Origin of the sequence: Pseudomonas sp. JDS08PS003, from assembly GCF_045013505.1 — a bacterium.
Lineage (GTDB): Bacteria > Pseudomonadota > Gammaproteobacteria > Pseudomonadales > Pseudomonadaceae > Aquipseudomonas > Aquipseudomonas protegens_B.
This window is the reverse complement of record NZ_CP120724.1, coordinates 4416118-4432565: the sequence shown is the minus strand read 5'-3', so window position 1 is coordinate 4432565 and position 16448 is coordinate 4416118. Positions and strand designations below refer to the sequence as shown.

Here is a 16448-nt window from a genome sequence, read left to right as displayed (position 1 = left end):
CAGTAGGGTATTTACATTCAGCCTTGCGCTGAGCATCATCCGCGCCGTCTAAGTTTCGCTGCTGACCAGACAATTCCAGCCACCAAAAGGGTGGTTGTTTTGTTGCGTCCAAGAAAAGCAGTTGAAAATGACCAAGACTCCTCTGAAAAGAATTCAGCACAAGCTCGCCCGTTCCGGGGTGGCTATCGAACGCCTGAATTCCAATTCTCTCTCTATTTCTTCGATCAATGACGCCGGGCTCAAGGTGGATTTGCTGCTGCCCGATAGCTTTGCCATCGAAGAGAAAGCCATCCTCCAACTGATGGATTTCGCCAAGGTCGCCCACCCCCATGGCGGTGAAGTGAAGTGCGCCTGCGCCACGCCGGACTTCCACACAGGCAGCCCGATCCCGGTGGGCAGTGTGATCGTCACCAGCCACGACATGGTGGTGCCGCAAGCCATCGGCACCGACATCAATTGCGGGATGCGCCTGCACAAGCTGGGGCTGAACTACGAGCAGTTCATGGCGCAGAAAGCCAAGTGGACCGCCCTGGTCCGTGGCGATCTGCTGGAGGGCACGCGCAATATCCCCACCAGCCCAACGGCCATGACCGCGCTGTTTCAAGCCGGGCTGGGGGACTTCTGGGCCCAGGTGCAGCAGCAGGACCCCATCGGGTTGTTTGCCGGGGCGGATTTCGCCCAGTTGCAGCGTGAGTTGTCGGGCCTGCATGAGTCGTCCTTCGCCCGAGGCAGCGCCGACTACGCGCCTGAAGCCTTGCAGGACCGGTCGCGGAAAATCCTCCGCGACCCGGGCCTTGGCTCCCTGGGCGGCGGCAACCACTTTGTCGAGATCCAGGTGGTCACCGAGCTGGTGGACCGTCAGGCCTGCTTTGCTCAGGGCCTGTCCGTGGGGCAGGTGGTGATGATGATTCACACCGGTTCCCGGGACGTAGGCTTCTATGTCGGGCGGCGCTGGATGGACAAGGCCAAGGCTCTGTGGCCGGAGGGGATCAAGCACCCCGACTCGAAGATCTTCGCCCTGTTTGGCGAGATGGCCGACGAGTACCTGCTGGCCATGCACAGCGCCGCCCATTACGCCGACGCCAACCGCGCGCTGATCGCGGAAATGGTGCGCCAGCGCACCCGGCAAGTGTTTGGCGCGGGCATCGAGGCGCCGTTGATTGTCGATGTGCCGCACAACATCGTGCTGCGCGAAGAAGGCGGTAATGTGCACCGCAAGGGCGCCACACCGGCTTATGCCGGGCAGCCGCTGCTGATTCCGGGGAGCATGGGGCATGACTCCTACCTGCTCACCGGGTTGGGCAACGAACGCTGGCTGCGCTCGGCCAGTCATGGTGCCGGGCGTTCCATGTCCCGCAGCGAGATCGTGTTCAAGGCCAAGAAGGACAAGGCTTTCCTCGGTTTGCAGGGGGTGGAGTGCATCACCACCAAGGAAGAACGGATGATCGAAGAAGCACCGGGGGCCTACAAGGAAATTGGCCAGGTGATCCAGTCCCAGGTGGAAGAGGGCACGGTGTCGGTGATGGCGCGGTTTTCGCCGATCTTGACCTTCAAGGCTTAAGCTTGCAGGGACTGTGGGGCGGGGATGGTTTTCGGGTTTGCCGTGCAACTGTGCGGCCGATACATTGTCGCCCCCCGGCCTGGTCGTTCTGAGCGGTGTCGTTGAAGTTATCTGTGCAAGGGATGTCATCAGATCGTGAAGTTGCTTAAAAAAGCTGTTTGGTTTGTGTTGTGCATGGGGTCGATGCTCTCGATGGGCGCTGGCCTTTATCAGTTCATGCTGCCTAAAGGTGATCCCAGCCTGGCGTTGATGCTGGTGCTGATTGCGCTTATTTCTGGCTTCTATCTGCGGCCGCAAAAGCCCAGGGCACGGTAGTTGCTCTGGTGATTGCCTGTTTGCGGCCAAGGTGGGGGGCTCGATCATGAATCAAGATGAAAGTCTGAAATACGATGCTGTAGCGCCATTGACAGGTGCCAGCGAGTTCGTCGTCGACAAGCGACCCCTTGTCGAACTGCTTGCCGTGCTTGCCCAGTGTGGCGAAGTGGTGTCCTGCTTCTTCAAGCCTGAGCCCGCCATCAAGGTGTTGGGTGAGAGGCAGCGACTGGCCGAGTTTCTCGAGCGTTTCAGCGGCCTCGCCAGGTCGACGGCCATCGGGCAGGTCGAGCCTGAGTTCGGGGCCTTTTCCATGCTCAATCGATACGAGTTCGAGGGCTCGTTGCTGGCGGCGCTGCTGCGGGGCGGGTGTCATTCGTCCACCCGTGGATGTTCCGTGGCCAATGCCCGCGAGGTGGTGTTCGAAGCGCTGGATGCTGTGTTTCCGGCGCCGTTTTCCGAGCTGGTGGTGTATCGGTTCGATAGTTCCGATTGGTGTGAGTTGACCAGGGATTCGACTATTTCTTCTGCCTATGTGGTTTGTCAGGGGGCGCGAAATCTTTGGTGGGTGTTGTGCGTTGCTGATGTTGATTGATGCCTTGTGGGCGCCAGGCTTTCCATGGGGAAGAGTTTGGGTCAGGCACGGGGGTGACACGCACGATGGGGTTTCTTGGGTAGGAGCTGGCTTGCCAGCGAAGGCGGCATCGAGGACACCGGTGGATTGGGTGTTGTAGGTAGCGGTTGCTGCGCTGTCACCCAGTTGTCTGCCATGGCCACACAAGCTCTGTGGCGAGGGAGCTTGCTCTCGGTCGATCGGTTGGCGTTTCGGCGCGCGTAAACCGGAGTCCCCGATTTGGCAGGTGTACATATCCGTTGCTTTGGGTGTGGCCACTGGCGGTTTCGCCCTTACGGCGAGTCCCTTTTGTCAAACGACACAAAAGGAACCAAAAAGTCTTGCCCCTCCACTCGGTGCCTCGCCTAGGCTCGGCATTCCCTCACTCCGGCATTGATCCGTGGGCCGCCGCCACAGGCCATCCATGGCCTGATGGCGGCTAACCCGGCGTCCTGCCGGGTTACCCACGGCTCAATGCCTGCGTTCGGCCATCGTGGTTAACGGGGCGTTCAGATCAAAATCAAGAGCGCGACGGCGGCCTGCCGGCCGGCCTGAAGCTGGAGCTGGAGCGGCGTGTCGCGCCCCTCGTGTAGGAGCTGGCTTGCCAGCGAAGACGTCGGTCCAGACGCTGCATGTCTTGCGGGCCTCATCTCCGGCAAGTCGGCGTCGGCAATTGCAATGCTTGTTGTTCCGTGACGCGCAACACATCGCAGCCATTGTGTAACAACTAGGTCGTCACGCTCGAGAAGCGCTTCAGGTCGAGGTGATCGGCATTGCGGGTGGTCATGGCGCAGGTCAGCAGGTCAAGCAAAGGAGCTTGAGGGTTGATCAAGGCGACGGGATGACCCATTCCTGGAAAGTTTTGCCATCCCCCTGTCATCTCCTTTGTTCTCCATGGCACACTCTGGCGCCTATTCCGTTGTTTCATATTTTATTCCGTTGTAGCGGAATACTTTGAGGCGGAGTGTCTTTGTTTAGAGCCTTGGCGTTTTCCAGGTCATCGTTGTTTTCTGCGGTATTGACTGCACAGAAACACGCGGCGAGTTGGACAGCATTCTTGGGCGTGGCCAGCAAGATGGCCAACCTTCAACCAGGAGAACCTCTCATGAGCATCACCCGTTACGGCACCGGCAGCACCGCAGGCGGCGGCCAGCCGCGTCCTTTCGCTCGCGCCGTCGAAGCCGATGGCTGGCTGCATGTGTCCGGTCAGGTACCGGCTTTGGATGGCGAGATCATTCACGGTGGAATCGTTGAGCAGACGCATCAGACGATGCGCAATCTGCTGGCCATTCTCGAAGAGGCCGGGTACGGCCTGGAGGATGTGGTGCGGGTTGGCGTGTGGCTGGAAGACCCGCGGGATTTCTGGAGTTTCAACAAGGTGTTCGGCGAGTACTTCAAGCCCGAACACGCGCCGGCCCGGGCCTGTGTGCAGGCCAGCATGATGGTGGACTGTAAGGTCGAGATCGATTGTGTGGCCTACAAGAAGAAGCCTTGATGGGGGCGAACTTGTCTCGGCTGTTTTGTGCAGGAGCTGGCTTGTGTAGGAGCTGGCTTGCCAGCGAAGACGGCCGTGAGGGCGACACAAGGTTTGAGTGCCTCTTCGCCGGCAAGCCGGCTCCTACGGGTCGATAGGGGCGCCATGTTTTTTTGTGAAGGCCAGATAGATGAGTGAAGACAGCATCAAGCGCCGGGCCAAGGGTCTGGATCGGGCGTTCGATATTCTCGATTTCCTCAAGGAGATCGGTCAGCCGCTGCGGCCCAACGATATCGCCAAGGGCATTGGCAGTCCCAAGTCCACGGTCTATGAGTTGGTGGCGTCCTTGCTGGAACGGCGGGTTCTGGAGCCGGTGGGCAAGGACGGTCATGTGTACTTGGGGCGTCAGCTGTATTTTCTCGGGCAGGCCCATTTGCGCCATTTCGATCTGAGCCGCGAGGCCGATCAGGCGTTGCAGGAAATTGTCAGTCAGACCCGGGAAACGGCGCAGATGTGCCTGCTCAACGGGCGCAAATACACCGTCGCGCTGATGAAGGAAGGCGAGCGGCATTTTCGTATTTCCTCGGACATTGGCGAGAACGCGCCGATCCCCTGGACCGCGTCCGGGCGCTTGCTGCTGGGGCATATGAGCGATGAACAGATCGTCGAGATGATCGATGATCAGGACTTCATGCTGCCCAATGGTGAACGTCTGCCGCTGGAGACCTTCCTCCAGGAAATTCGTCAGGCCACCGACGACGGTTTCTTTTCCTTCGACAGTGTCGCCGACACCTTTACCCATTGTTTTGCCGCGCCGGTGCGCGATGCGCACGGGGTGTGCATTTGTACCTTGTGCATTGTCGCGCCCAGGGCCGATGCCCAGCGCAATTACCAGGAATATCGCCGGGTGCTGATCGACAGCGCCAATCGTCTGGCCCGGCGTATCAACGATTGATGCCTGTGTCGCGGCTGTGCGCAGCCGCCTTGATAAGGAGTGCCAACATGTCTTCTGCTTTGAATCTGCCCCTGGTGGAAAAGGGCGCCGCTGCTAACGGCGCGAGTCTGCTGAGCGACGTCAGCCTGCCGGCCCTGGTGCTGCACCGCGAGGCGCTGGAGCACAACATTCGCTGGATGCAGAAGTTTGTCAGCGACAGCGGCGCCGAGCTGGCGCCCCATGGCAAGACCAGCATGATGCCGGGGTTGTTTCAGCGGCAGTTGGAGGCCGGTGCCTGGGGTATCACCTTGGCCACGGCGGTACAGACTCGCGCTGCCTACGCCCATGGCGCGCGTCGGGTGTTGATGGCCAACCAGCTGGTGGGTGCGCCGAACATGGCGCTGATCGCCGAGCTGCTGGCGGATGCCCATTTCGATTTCTATTGCATGGTCGATCACCCGGACAACGTGGCCGATCTGGGGGCGTTTTTCGCTGAGCGTGGGGTCACCCTCAAGGTGATGATCGAGTACGGCGTGGTGGGCGGTCGTTGCGGCTGCCGCAGCGAGCAGGAAGTACTGGCCCTGGCCAAGGCGATCCAGGCGCAGCCGGCTTTGGCGTTGTGCGGTATCGAAGGTTACGAAGGGGTGATCCATGGCGACCAGGCCATCAGCGGCATTCGCCAGTTTGCCGATTCCCTGGTGCGTCTGGCGGTGGATCTGCACAACGACGGACTGTTTGCCATCGAGCGGCCGATCATCACCGCCTCGGGTTCGGCCTGGTACGACCTGATTGCCGAGTCCTTCGAGGCCCACAACGCCAAGGGGCGTTTCCTCAGCGTGCTGCGTCCGGGCAGTTACGTCGCCCATGACCATGGCATCTACAAAGAGGCCCAGTGCTGTGTGCTGGATCGACGCAGTGATTTGCACGAAGGCCTGCGTCCGGCGATGGAGGTCTGGGCCCATGTGCAGTCGCTGCCGGAGCCGGGGTTTGCGGTAGTGGCCCTGGGCAAGCGCGATGTGGCCTATGACGCCGGGTTGCCGGTGCCGCTGCGGCGTTACCGCGCGGGAACCGAGGCCGGTGCCGGCGATGATGTGGCGGCGTGCAAGGTGACGGCGGTGATGGATCAGCACGCGTTTCTCACCGTGGCGCCGGGAGTGGAGCTGCGTATTGGCGACATCATTTCCTTCGGCACATCGCACCCGTGCCTGACCTTCGACAAGTGGCGCACCGGTTTGCTGGTGGATGAGCACCTGCAGGTGATCGAAAGCCTGGAAACCTGCTTCTGACACGTAGGAACCGGCTTGCCGACGAAGAGGCCCTTGGCTAGGGCGCAGGTCTTGAGGGCACCTTCGCTGGCCAGCCAGCTCCTACCCGGTGGTGTGTGCTTTGAAGGAGAGGTCAGGAACATGAACAGCAAGAAGCGCATCGCCGCCATCGGCGAATGCATGATCGAGCTGCAACAGCGTCACGACGGCAGTCTGCAACAGAGCTTTGGTGGCGATACCTTGAACACTGCGGTGTATCTGTGCCGGGAGCTCGGGCAGCAGGCACAGGTGGATTACGTCACGGCCCTGGGCTACGACAGTTTCAGCGATGCCATGTGCCAGAGCTGGGCCGAGGAAGGTATCGGCCTGGGAAAGGTTCAGCGCCTGCCCGGGCGTTTGCCGGGGTTGTATTGCATTCAGACCGATGCTCGGGGGGAGCGGCGTTTTCTGTATTGGCGCAATGAAGCGGCGGTGCGCGATTGTTTCAATACGGCGGCCGCGGGGCCGATCCTCGAGGATCTGCAGGATTACGATGTGCTGTACTTCAGCGGCATTACCCTGGCGGTGCTGGGGGAGTCGGGGCGCAAGAAGCTGATTGACCTGTTGGTGGAGGCACGTCGCCGCCAGGCGCAGATCGTGTTTGACAATAACTATCGTCCCCGGCTCTGGGCCTCGGTGGAGCAGGCTCGGGCGGCCTATTTGCAGGTGCTGGAGCATGTGGATCTGGCGTTGCTGACGCTGGATGACGAGCAGGCGTTGTTTGGCCATGACTACGCCCATGGGGTGTTCGCGGCGTATCCGAATATTGTCGAGGTGGTGCTCAAGCGCGGGGCCGAGTCGTGCCTGGTGCGCTGTGGCGGTGAGAGCTACGAAATACCGGCGCAGCAGGTGGAACAGGTGGTGGACACCACGGCGGCGGGGGATTCCTTCAGTGCGGCTTATCTGGCCTGTCGTTTGCTGGGTGGCAGTCCGGTGGACGCGGCGCAGGCCGGGCATCGCTTGGCGAGCCGGGTGATTCAGCATCCGGGGGCGTTGATTCCCCGAGAGGCCGCTTTGTAGGAGCCGGCTTGCCGGCGAAGAGGCCTGTGGATGGGGCGGTGTTCTTGCGGACGCCTTAGCTGGCAAGCCAGCTCCTACGGGGGGTGGTGGGTCAGTCGCGGAAGAACACCTGCACCAGGTGATAGCCGAATTTACTCTTGATCGGGCCGTGTACGGTGCGCAGGGGCTTTTTGAATATCACCTGATCAATGGCACCGACCATCTGTCCCGGACGCACTTCTCCCAGGTCGCCGCCGCGCTTGCCCGACGGGCAGGTGGAGTATTTCTTGGCCAGGACATCGAAGGCTTCGCCCTTGGCGATGCGCTGCTTGAGCTGCTCGGCTTCTTCGGCGGTTTTCACCAGGATGTGGCGGGCTTGGGCTTTCATGATGGCGTGACCTTGTAGCGGGAAATCGGCGGCCGCGGATTATGCCTGAATTCAGGACTCGCGGCCGATCATCTGGCGAATCTTCTGCGCCAGTTCTTCGATGGAAAACGGCTTGGCCATCAGGTCCATGCCCGGTTCCAGAAAGCCTTGGCGCTCCGCGGCCTTTTCAGCGTAGCCGGTCATGAACAGCACTTTCAACGCGGGCCGTTGTTGGCGGGCGATCTCCGCCAGTTGCCGGCCGTTCATGCCCGGCAGGCCGACGTCGGTCACCAGCAGGTCGACGCGCATCGGCGACTCCAACAGGGGCAGGGCGCTGCGGGCGTCCTCGGCCTCGAAAGCGCGGTAGCCCAGTTCGCTGAGGACGTTGAGCACCAGCATGCGCACTGCCGGGTCGTCCTCCACCACCACCACGCTTTCCCCGGCCATGGCCTGGGGCGCCTCGCTGCTGCCTGTGGCTTCCGGCTTTTCCAGGGGCGCGCTGTGCAGGCGAGGCAGGTACAGGCGCACACAGGTGCCCTGGTCCGGTTCGCTGCTGATGGTCACGTGGCCGCCGGACTGCTGGGCAAAGCCGTAGATCATCGACAGCCCGAGGCCCGTGCCCTGGCCGATGGGCTTGGTGGTGAAGAAGGGGTCGAAGGCCTTGGCCAGAATCCGCGGGCTCATGCCCGCGCCGTTGTCGCTGACCCCGAGCATCACGTAGTCGCCGGCCTTGACCGGCTCCAGGGTGCTGATGTCGCTGCCGTCGAGGTAACTGTTGGCGGTTTCGATCAGCAGCCGGCCGCCGTGGGGCATGGCGTCGCGGGCGTTGATCACCAGATTGAGCAGGGCGTTTTCCAGTTGGCTGGCATCGGTGTTTACCGGCCACACATCGTCCGCCAGTTGCATCTGCAATTGGATGTGTTCGCCCTTGGTGTGGTTGAACAGCTCCTGCAGTGAGCGCACCAGCTGGTTCGGGTCCAGGGGCTGGCGGTCCAGGGACTGACGCCGGGAGAAGGCCAGCAAGCGGTGGGTCAGGGACGCGGCGCGCTTGGCCGAGGACATGGCGGCTTCGGTGAAACGACCGATCTCATCGCCGCGGCCGTTGTCGATGTAGCGCTGCATCAGGTCCAGGCTGCCGATGATGCCGGTGAGCATGTTGTTGAAGTCGTGGGCGATGCCGCCGGTGAGTTGGCCCACAGCCTCCATCTTCTGCGCATGGCGCAGGGCGTCCTCGGCGCGCTCGCGCTCGAACATTTCGTTCTGCAGGCGCTGGTTGGCGGTGGCCAGGGCCTCGGTACGACGGGTGACCCGCTCTTCCAGGGTTTCGTTGAGGTTGCGCAGGGCCTCTTCGGTCTGTTTACGCTCGGTTTCATCAATGACGAAAATGTAGAAACCGTTGATGGCACCGTCGGCACCGTAGCGCGGCAGGTACTTCATCAGGGCATGGCGCGGGCGGCCGTCGCGGTGGGGCGAGTTGGCTTCGAAGCTGCAGGGCTTGCCCGCCAGTGCGGCGGCAATGTTCTCGGCGCGGGTGGCGTAGATCTCGTCGCCCAGCACTTCGCGGATGGTCTTGCCGTACAGCTCCTGCGGGGTCAGGCCGTACCAGTCCAGGTAGGCGCTGTTGTTCAGGCGAAAACGCTCCTCGCGGTCGACATACCCGATCAGCACCGGCATCGCGTTGATGATCAGTTGCAGTTCGGTCTGGCTCTGGCGCAGCGCCTGCTCCATCTGCTTGCGCTCGGTCAGGTCCAGGGCGGCGCCGAGAAAGCGCGTCGGCCGGCCGTGGTGGTCCTTGTAGCAGCGGCCCCGGGCGAACACCCAGCGTACCTGGCCATCGGCCAATTGCAGGCGGTATTCCTCGGCGTACTCGGTGCCATGGGTGATGCAGTGCTTGATGCCCCGGGCCACCATGCCGCGGTCTTCCGGGTGCACGCCTTTGAGGTACTCGCTGATAGGCAGTTGCCGGGACTGCTGGGGGTCGACGCTGTGCAGCTGGGCAAAATGGGTGTCGGCGATAAAGCGGTCTTCGCCAATGTCCCAGTCCCAGGTGCCCACCGCGTCGGTTGCTGCCAGCGCCAGCTGCAGGCGTTCTTCGGTCTCGTGCTGGGCCCGCAGGCTGTCGTCGGAGCGTTGCTGCAGTTCGAGGGCAATGCGCCGGCGCTCGTTGGTCTCGATGGCGGTTACCAGGATCCCGGCGACGTCGCCGCGCTCATCGCGGATCGGGCTGTAGGTCAGGTCCAGCCACAGGTCGTATTCTGTGCCGTTGCTGCGTTGCAGGCTGAAGCGCTGCTCACTGAAGCTGCGGACCTGACCCTTGAGCACCGCGCGATAGATGGGGTCGGTGAAGTCCATCAGCTCCGGCCAGGTCAGGTGTGCGGGCTGGCCGAAGGCGTTGGGGTGCTTGTTGCCCGCCAGCAGGGCGAAGCCGTCGTTGTAGATCTGGGTCAGCTCGGCGCCCCAGAGCAGCAGCATTGGCATCGGCGAATGGATCACGATGTCCACGGCGGTGCGCAGGCTTTGCGGCCAGTGGTCGGATTCACCGAGGGTTGTGGCGGACCAGTCCAGACGGGCAATCAGGTGGGCGGCTTCGCTGCCGGAGTGGGTGCCATTCATGTCGAAGGTGTCCTGGGTGGAGCAGTCGTGCGCGGCGAGGCGTCAGGCTCGTTCACTCGAAAAGTCGCATGGACATGCGGTGCATATTCAAACGGATGGATTGTAGGTGTTTCGGGCGGGGTTATTTTCACCTGCTTTTGCGGCAGATGACCAGTCTAGAGAGGCTGAACGGTTATCACCGTGGCGTCTGCTGAGGCTTTGCCCGTAGGAGCTGGCTGGCCAGCGAAGAGGCCCTTGCCTGGTGCACCGACCTGGACGACGTCTTCGCCGGCAAGCCGGCTTCTACAAGGGGGCGGGGTCAGCTGCGCAGTTCCTCGCGGTCGCGAAACTGCTCCAGGGCCTCGGGGTTGGCCAGGGCGTCGGTATTCTTCACCGGCAGGCCGTGCACCACATTGCGCACCGCCAGCTCAACGATCTTGCCGCTGATGGTCCGGGGAATGTCGGTCACTGCGAGGATTTTCGCCGGTACATGGCGCGGCGTGGTGTTGCTGCGGATCACCTGACGAATCCGCTCCTGCAGCCCGTCATCCAGCACCACGCCATCTTGCAGGCGCACGAACAGCACCACGCGCACGTCATGTTCCCAGCTCTGGCCGATGGCCAGGCTTTCCAGCACCTGCTCCAGCTTCTCCACCTGGCGGTAGATTTCCGCGGTGCCGATCCGCACTCCACCCGGGTTGAGCACCGCATCCGAGCGTCCGTGAATCAGCCAGCCGCCATGGGGCAGTTGTTCGGCGTAGTCGCCCTGGGCCCAGACCCCGGGAAACAGGCTGAAGTACGAAGCCCGCAGTCTGCTCTGGTCCGGGTCGTGCCACAGGCCGACGGGAATACTTGGAAAGTGCCGGGTGCACACCAGTTCGCCTTTCTCGCCGGTCACCGGCTGGCCCTGGTCGTTCCACACTTCGATGGCCATGCCCAGGCTCTTGCCCTGCATCTCGCCGCGGCGCACCGCTTGCACCGGGTTGCCGGCGACAAAGCAGGCGACGATGTCGGTGCCGCCGGACATGGAGGCCAGGCACAGGTCGCCTTTGATCTCGCGGTACACGTAGTCGTAGCTCTGTGGCGACAGCGGCGAGCCCGTGCAGAGCAGGGTCTTGAGGCGGTCCAGCGAGTGGCTCTGGCGCGGCCGGCTGCCGGCCTTTTCCAGGGCCGCCAGGTATTTGGGGCTGGTGCCGAAGACGCTGATGCCTTCGCTATCGATCAGGTCGATCAGGTGTTCGTTGGAGGGATGGAAGGGCGATCCGTCGTAGAGCACCAGGCTGGCACCGGTGGCCAGGGCCGAGACCAGCCAGTTCCACATCATCCAGCCGCAGGTGGTGTAGTAGAACAGTCGCTCGCCAGGCCCCAGATCGGCGTGCAGGCCGTGTTCCTTGAGGTGCTGCACCAGCACCCCGCCGGTGCCGTGGACGATGCATTTGGGCACCCCGGTGGTACCGCTGGAGTAGAGGATGTACAGCGGATGGGCGAAGGGCACCGGAACGAATTCGGGTTCGCCGCCGAGCTGATAGAAGTCGTCCCAGAGGCTGACCCGGGCCGGGGTACGGTAGTCGTCGACCCGGGCTTGCGGGCGGGCATAAGGCACGATGAGCAACTGTTCCAGGGACGGCAGGCGCTCAAGAATCTCGTTGATCTTGGCGGTCTGGTCGATGTCCTTGCCGGCGTAGCGATAACCGGCGCAGGTGATCAGCACCTTGGGTTCGATCTGGCCGAAGCGATCGATCACTCCCTGGGTGCCGAAGTCCGGCGAGGAGCTGGACCACACCGCACCGAGGCTGGTGCTGGCCAGCATGCCTACCAGGGTCTGCCAGGTGTTGGGCATGCAGGCGGCAACCCGGTCGCCGAGGCCGACTCCGGCGTCCCGCAGGCTGCGTTGCAGGCCGGCCACCTGAGCGGCCAGTTCGGCGTAGGTCAATTGTTCACGCTGGCCGTTCTCGTTGATGGCCACCACCGCCACAGCGTCGTCCCGGCGCTTGAGCAGGTGCTCGGCGAAGTTCAGCGTGGCTCCTGGAAACCATTGGGCACTGGGCATCTGCGGGCCTTCGCGGAGCACCGCTTCAGCCGGTTGCCGAAAGCTGACGTCGAAGAAGTCGACGATGGCCTGCCAGAAGCTTTCTCGCTGCTCGATGCTCCACTGGTGCAGGGCGGGGTAGTCGTGAAGATTCAGCCCGTGGCGCTGATTGACGAAGCGGCGAAAGGCATCCATCCGCGTCTTGCCGATGCGCTCGGCGCTGGGTTGCCAGAGTATTTCGGACATGCAAGGCCTCGTGTTCTTATTGTTTTTTTGGGGGGGGCTGTTGGCTGGCAAGCCAGCTCTACAGGGACCGCCACATCCGTGTAGGAGCCGGCTTGCCGGCGAAGATCTCAGCCAGCGTGTCGCCTTATTGCGCCAACCACCCGCCATCGATATTCCACGCCGCACCACGCACCTGGGAGCCGGCTTCGCTGCACAAAAATAGCACCAGTTCCCCCAGTTGCGCCGGGGTGACGAACGCCAGGGACGGTTGCTTTTCCGCCAGCAGGTCATGCTGGGCCTGTTGCGGATCAGTGCCCGCTGCGACCCGGTCGTCGATCTGCTTCTGTACCAGCGGGGTCAGTACCCAGCCCGGGCAGATAGCATTACAGGTGACATTGCTGGTAGCGGTTTCCAGACCCACCACCTTGGTCAAACCGATCACCCCGTGTTTGGCCGCGACATAGGCGGCCTTGCCCACCGAACCCACCTGGCCGTGCACCGAGGCGATGTTGACGATGCGTCCCCAGCCCTTGGCACGCATTCCCGGCAGCCCCAGGCGGGTGCTGTGGAACACCGAGGACAGGTTGATGGCGATGATCGAATCCCAGCGCTCCACGGGGAATTCCTCCACCGCCGCCACGTGCTGGATGCCGGCGTTGTTCACCAGGATGTCGACGCCGCCGAACTCCCGTTCGGCGTAGGCGAACAGCTCGGCGATCTGCGCCGGGTCGCTGACGTCCGCCGGGTGATGGCCGACCTGGCCGCCGAATTGCCCGACCTCGGCGATTGCCTTCGAGGCGTCGCCAAAACCGTTGAGAATCAGCTTGGCCCCGGCCTTGGCCAGGACCAGGGCGATCCCCAGGCCGATGCCGCTGGTGGACCCGGTGACCAGGGCGGTCTTGCCAGAAAGAGTGCTCATGAATACCTCACACAATGCCGGTGGCGTAGAAAGTGGCGATGACGACGAAGACCGCCAGGGTCTTGATCAGGGTAATGCAGAAAATGTCCTTGTAGGCTTCGCGGTGGGTCAGCCCGGTGACTGCCAGCAGGGTGATCACTGCGCCGTTGTGGGGCAGGGTGTCCATGCCGCCGCTGGCCATGGCGGCCACCCGGTGCAGCACTTCCAGGGGAATGTTGGCGGCGTGGGCGGCGCTGATGAAGCTCTCGGACATGGCCGCCAGGGCGATGCTCATGCCCCCCGAGGCCGAGCCGGTGATGCCCGCCAGCAGGGTCACGGTAATGGCTTCGTTGACCAGCGGGTTGGGGATGCTTTTCAGCCAGTCCGCCAGCACCAGAAAACCTGGCAGGGAGGCGATCACCGCACCGAAACCGTATTCCGAGGCGGTGTTCATGGCGGCCAGCAAGGCGCCGCTGACCGCGCTTTTGCTGCCTTCGGCGAGCTTGCTGCGAATGGCCGAGAAGCCGAATACCAGCACCATCAGGATGCCCACCAGCAAGGCGGCCTGCACTGCCCAGATGGCGGTGAGCTTGGCGATTTCACTGGTGACCGGTGTTGCCATGCCGGGCAGGCTGAGGCTGTGGGTCTTGCCGTACCACTGGGGAATCCAATGGGTGAACAGCAGGTTCATGATGCCCACCAGCAGCAGCGGCGACAGTGCCAGCCAGGGGTTGGGCAGCTTCAGGTCTTCGGCGGTTTCTGGCTCATTGCGCAGCTCGGTGCCATAGCCTTCACCGGCCTTTTGCGCCTTGTTGCGCTGACGCTGGAGGAACAGCATGCCGGCGCAGAACACGAAAATGGTGCCGATCACGCCCAGCCAGGGCGCTGCCCAGGCGGTGGTATTGAAGAAGGTGCTGGGGATGATGTTCTGGATCTGTGGGGTGCCGGGTAGTGCATCCATGGTGAAGGAGAATGCACCCAGGGCGATGGTGGCCGGGATCAGGCGCTTGGGGATATTGCTCTGGCGGAACATCTCGGCAGCGAACGGGTAGACCGCGAACACCACCACGAACAGCGAAACCCCGCCGTAGGTCAGCAGGGCGCAGACCAAAACGATCACCAGCATCGCCTGGCGGGTGCCCAGCAGGCGGATGGCCGCGGCGACGATGGAGCGGGAAAAGCCCGACAGCTCGATCAGCTTGCCGAACACCGCGCCCAGCAGGAATACCGGGAAATACAGTTTGATGAAGCCGACCATCTTCTCCATGAACACCCCGGTAAAGGCGGGCGCAACGGCGGAGGGATCGGTGAGCAGGACCGCGCCGAGGGCGGCGATGGGGGCAAAGAGGATAACGCTGTAGCCACGGTAGGCAGCCAGCATCAGCAGCGCCAGGGCTGCCAAGGCAATGATCACACTCATGGTGTGTCTCTCCAGGATTGTTATTGTTGTCGGGTGTTGCGTGTGGAGAGGCTTATAGCGAGAACTGTGCCAGATGCGTAAGCTGTTGAAATATATGATTATTTTTATTTTTCTGGGGGCGGGCTGGAGTTGATTGTCTCTGTTTTGAGACTTTTTTGGATTGGCCGGCCTCTTCGCTGGCAAGCCAGCTCCTACAAAGATCGTTCAGCCCGCCGTAGGAGCTGGCTTGCCAGCGAAAAGCGCGCAGCGTGCCCGGCCAATTCTCCAAATGGAGATTGATGTCTCGCTATGGAGACTCGGCAATCCCCAAGGCCGCCATCTTCTTGTACAGCGTGGAGCGCCCCAGCCCCAGGCGTCGGGCCGCTTCATCCACCTTGCCGGCACATTGGGCCAGGGTGGTGCTGATCAATTGCCGATCGAATCGCTCCCGGGCCGCGGCGAAGGTTTCCTGGTCCGCCGACTCGGCCGGCATCGCCGCTGCATTGCGCTGCACCGGGCTGAAACTGCCGATGGCCGCACGAATGTCCGCGGCATTGAGCATCAGGTCATCGCTGAGCAGTGCCGCGCGCTCCAGTACGTTGCGCAGTTCGCGGATATTCCCCGGCCAGGCATGTTGCGCCAGCAGGTCCAGGGCTTCTCGATCCAGCTCATGCTGGCTGCGCAGTTCTTCGAGTATCCCCTCGCTCAGGGCCGGCAGGTCGTCAAGGCGCTCGCGCAAAGCCGGCACCTGAATCGGCAGCACGTTCAGCCGGTAATACAGGTCTGCACGAAACTCGCCGCGCTTGATCGCGGCTTCAAGGTCGGTGGAGGTGGCGGCGATCACCCGCACGTCGCTGTGGATCACTTCGTTGGAGCCCACCGGTTCGAACTCTTTTTCCTGCAGCACTCGCAGCAACTTGCTTTGCAGAGGCAGGGGCATGTCGCCGATTTCATCGAGGAACAGGGTGCCGCCCTGGGCGATCTGCAACTTGCCGGCGCGGCCTTTGCGGTCGGCACCGGTGAAGGCGCCGGGGGCGGTGCCGAAGAACTCGGCTTCCAGCAGGGCCTCGGGAATCGCGGCGCTGTTGATGCTGACAAAGGGCTTGTGGGCCCGGGGCGAGGCGGCGTGGATGGCCTGGGCCAGCAGCTCCTTGCCGGTGCCGGTCTCGCCTTGCAGCAGCACCGGGGATTCGGCGCTGGCGCTGCGCCGAGCCCGGCGTTTGACTTCCAGGCTGGCGGCGCTGGTGCCAATGAAATGGGCGAAGTTGTATTTGGTCTGCCGGGCCCGCAACAAGGAACGGGTGGAGGCCAGCTCTTCCTGCATGCTCAGGTAGCGCTTGAGCATGGGGGATAGGCTGCGCAGTTCGTCGAACAGGGCGAAGCCGATGGCGCCGATCACTGTGCCGGCGGCGTCGTGAATTGGCAGGCGCATCACCACCAGGGGCTCCTTGGGGGTGTCCTGCATGTCCAGCAGGATCGGGCGACCGGTGCGTACCACTTCTCGCAACAGGCTGCCGGGGATCACGCTTTCGCAGGGCTTGCCGATGGCGAAGGCAGCGGATTCCAGGCCGAAGCGCCTTGCGTAGCGCTCGTTCATCCAGACGATATTAGCGTCGCGATCGACGATCACCGTGCCTTCACTGGACTGCTCGATGATCTCGAACAGCGAACGGATCGCCAGTTGGCGTACACGCTGGTAATCCTTGAGGCTTTCGCTGTCGTTCATGGCGGCATCCTGAAA

Annotated in this window: 13 protein-coding genes; 7 read left to right on the top strand and 6 right to left on the bottom strand. The window is 62.7% G+C overall.

Features of this window, described 5'->3' with window-relative positions:
- The first annotated feature begins 127 nt into the window (after positions 1–127).
- The 7 genes from P7C00_RS19700 (at position 128) to P7C00_RS19670 (ending at position 7218) form a co-directional block, all read left to right on the top strand.
- Positions 128–1561 carry an RtcB family protein gene (locus P7C00_RS19700; protein WP_404937163.1) on the top strand — a complete coding sequence of 478 codons (1434 nt, stop codon included), beginning with the start codon at positions 128–130 and terminating at the stop codon, positions 1559–1561.
- 135 nt (positions 1562–1696) lie between these two features.
- On the top strand, positions 1697–1876 hold the full coding sequence (locus P7C00_RS19695; RefSeq protein WP_346636227.1) for a hypothetical protein: 180 nt from the start codon (positions 1697–1699) through the stop codon (positions 1874–1876).
- 46 nt (positions 1877–1922) lie between these two features.
- Positions 1923–2468, top strand: a complete 546-nt coding sequence (locus P7C00_RS19690; protein WP_404937162.1) for a hypothetical protein — start codon at positions 1923–1925, stop codon at positions 2466–2468.
- Between the two features lie 1123 nt (positions 2469–3591).
- Positions 3592–3981 (top strand): RidA family protein, encoded by a 390-nt coding sequence (locus P7C00_RS19685; RefSeq protein WP_102881511.1) that lies wholly within the window; start codon positions 3592–3594, stop codon positions 3979–3981.
- 169 nt (positions 3982–4150) lie between these two features.
- The gene (locus tag P7C00_RS19680) at positions 4151–4915 is read left to right on the top strand and encodes an IclR family transcriptional regulator (protein ID WP_404937161.1); all 765 of its coding nucleotides are present in this window, start codon (positions 4151–4153) and stop codon (positions 4913–4915) included.
- A 47-nt stretch (positions 4916–4962) separates the two neighbouring features.
- Positions 4963–6180, top strand: coding sequence for an amino acid deaminase (locus P7C00_RS19675; RefSeq protein WP_346636231.1), 1218 nt, complete (start codon positions 4963–4965; stop codon positions 6178–6180).
- Positions 6181–6300: 120 nt separating this feature from the next.
- Positions 6301–7218 carry a sugar kinase gene (locus P7C00_RS19670; RefSeq protein WP_346636232.1) on the top strand — a complete coding sequence of 306 codons (918 nt, stop codon included), beginning with the start codon at positions 6301–6303 and terminating at the stop codon, positions 7216–7218.
- 91 nt (positions 7219–7309) lie between these two features.
- On the opposite strand, the gene P7C00_RS19665 is transcribed toward P7C00_RS19670, so the two are convergent.
- The 6 genes from P7C00_RS19665 to P7C00_RS19640 form a co-directional block, all read right to left on the bottom strand.
- Positions 7310–7585 carry a peptidylprolyl isomerase gene (locus P7C00_RS19665; protein WP_011061856.1) on the bottom strand — a complete coding sequence of 92 codons (276 nt, stop codon included), beginning with the start codon at positions 7583–7585 and terminating at the stop codon, positions 7310–7312.
- A 51-nt stretch (positions 7586–7636) separates the two neighbouring features.
- Positions 7637–10177, bottom strand: a complete 2541-nt coding sequence (locus P7C00_RS19660) for a PAS domain-containing protein (RefSeq protein ID WP_346636233.1) — start codon at positions 10175–10177, stop codon at positions 7637–7639.
- A 298-nt stretch (positions 10178–10475) separates the two neighbouring features.
- The gene (locus P7C00_RS19655; protein WP_404937160.1) at positions 10476–12431 is read right to left on the bottom strand and encodes an acetoacetate--CoA ligase; all 1956 of its coding nucleotides are present in this window, start codon (positions 12429–12431) and stop codon (positions 10476–10478) included.
- Positions 12432–12555: 124 nt separating this feature from the next.
- Positions 12556–13329, bottom strand: a complete 774-nt coding sequence (gene hbdH, locus P7C00_RS19650; protein WP_404937159.1) for a 3-hydroxybutyrate dehydrogenase — start codon at positions 13327–13329, stop codon at positions 12556–12558.
- Positions 13330–13336: 7 nt separating this feature from the next.
- A complete protein-coding gene (locus P7C00_RS19645) occupies positions 13337–14728 on the bottom strand; it encodes a GntP family permease (protein ID WP_346636236.1) in 1392 nt (463 codons plus the stop codon).
- Positions 14729–15014: 286 nt separating this feature from the next.
- Positions 15015–16433, bottom strand: a complete 1419-nt coding sequence (locus P7C00_RS19640) for a sigma-54 interaction domain-containing protein (protein WP_404937158.1) — start codon at positions 16431–16433, stop codon at positions 15015–15017.
- Between the last annotated feature and the right edge of the window lie 15 nt (positions 16434–16448).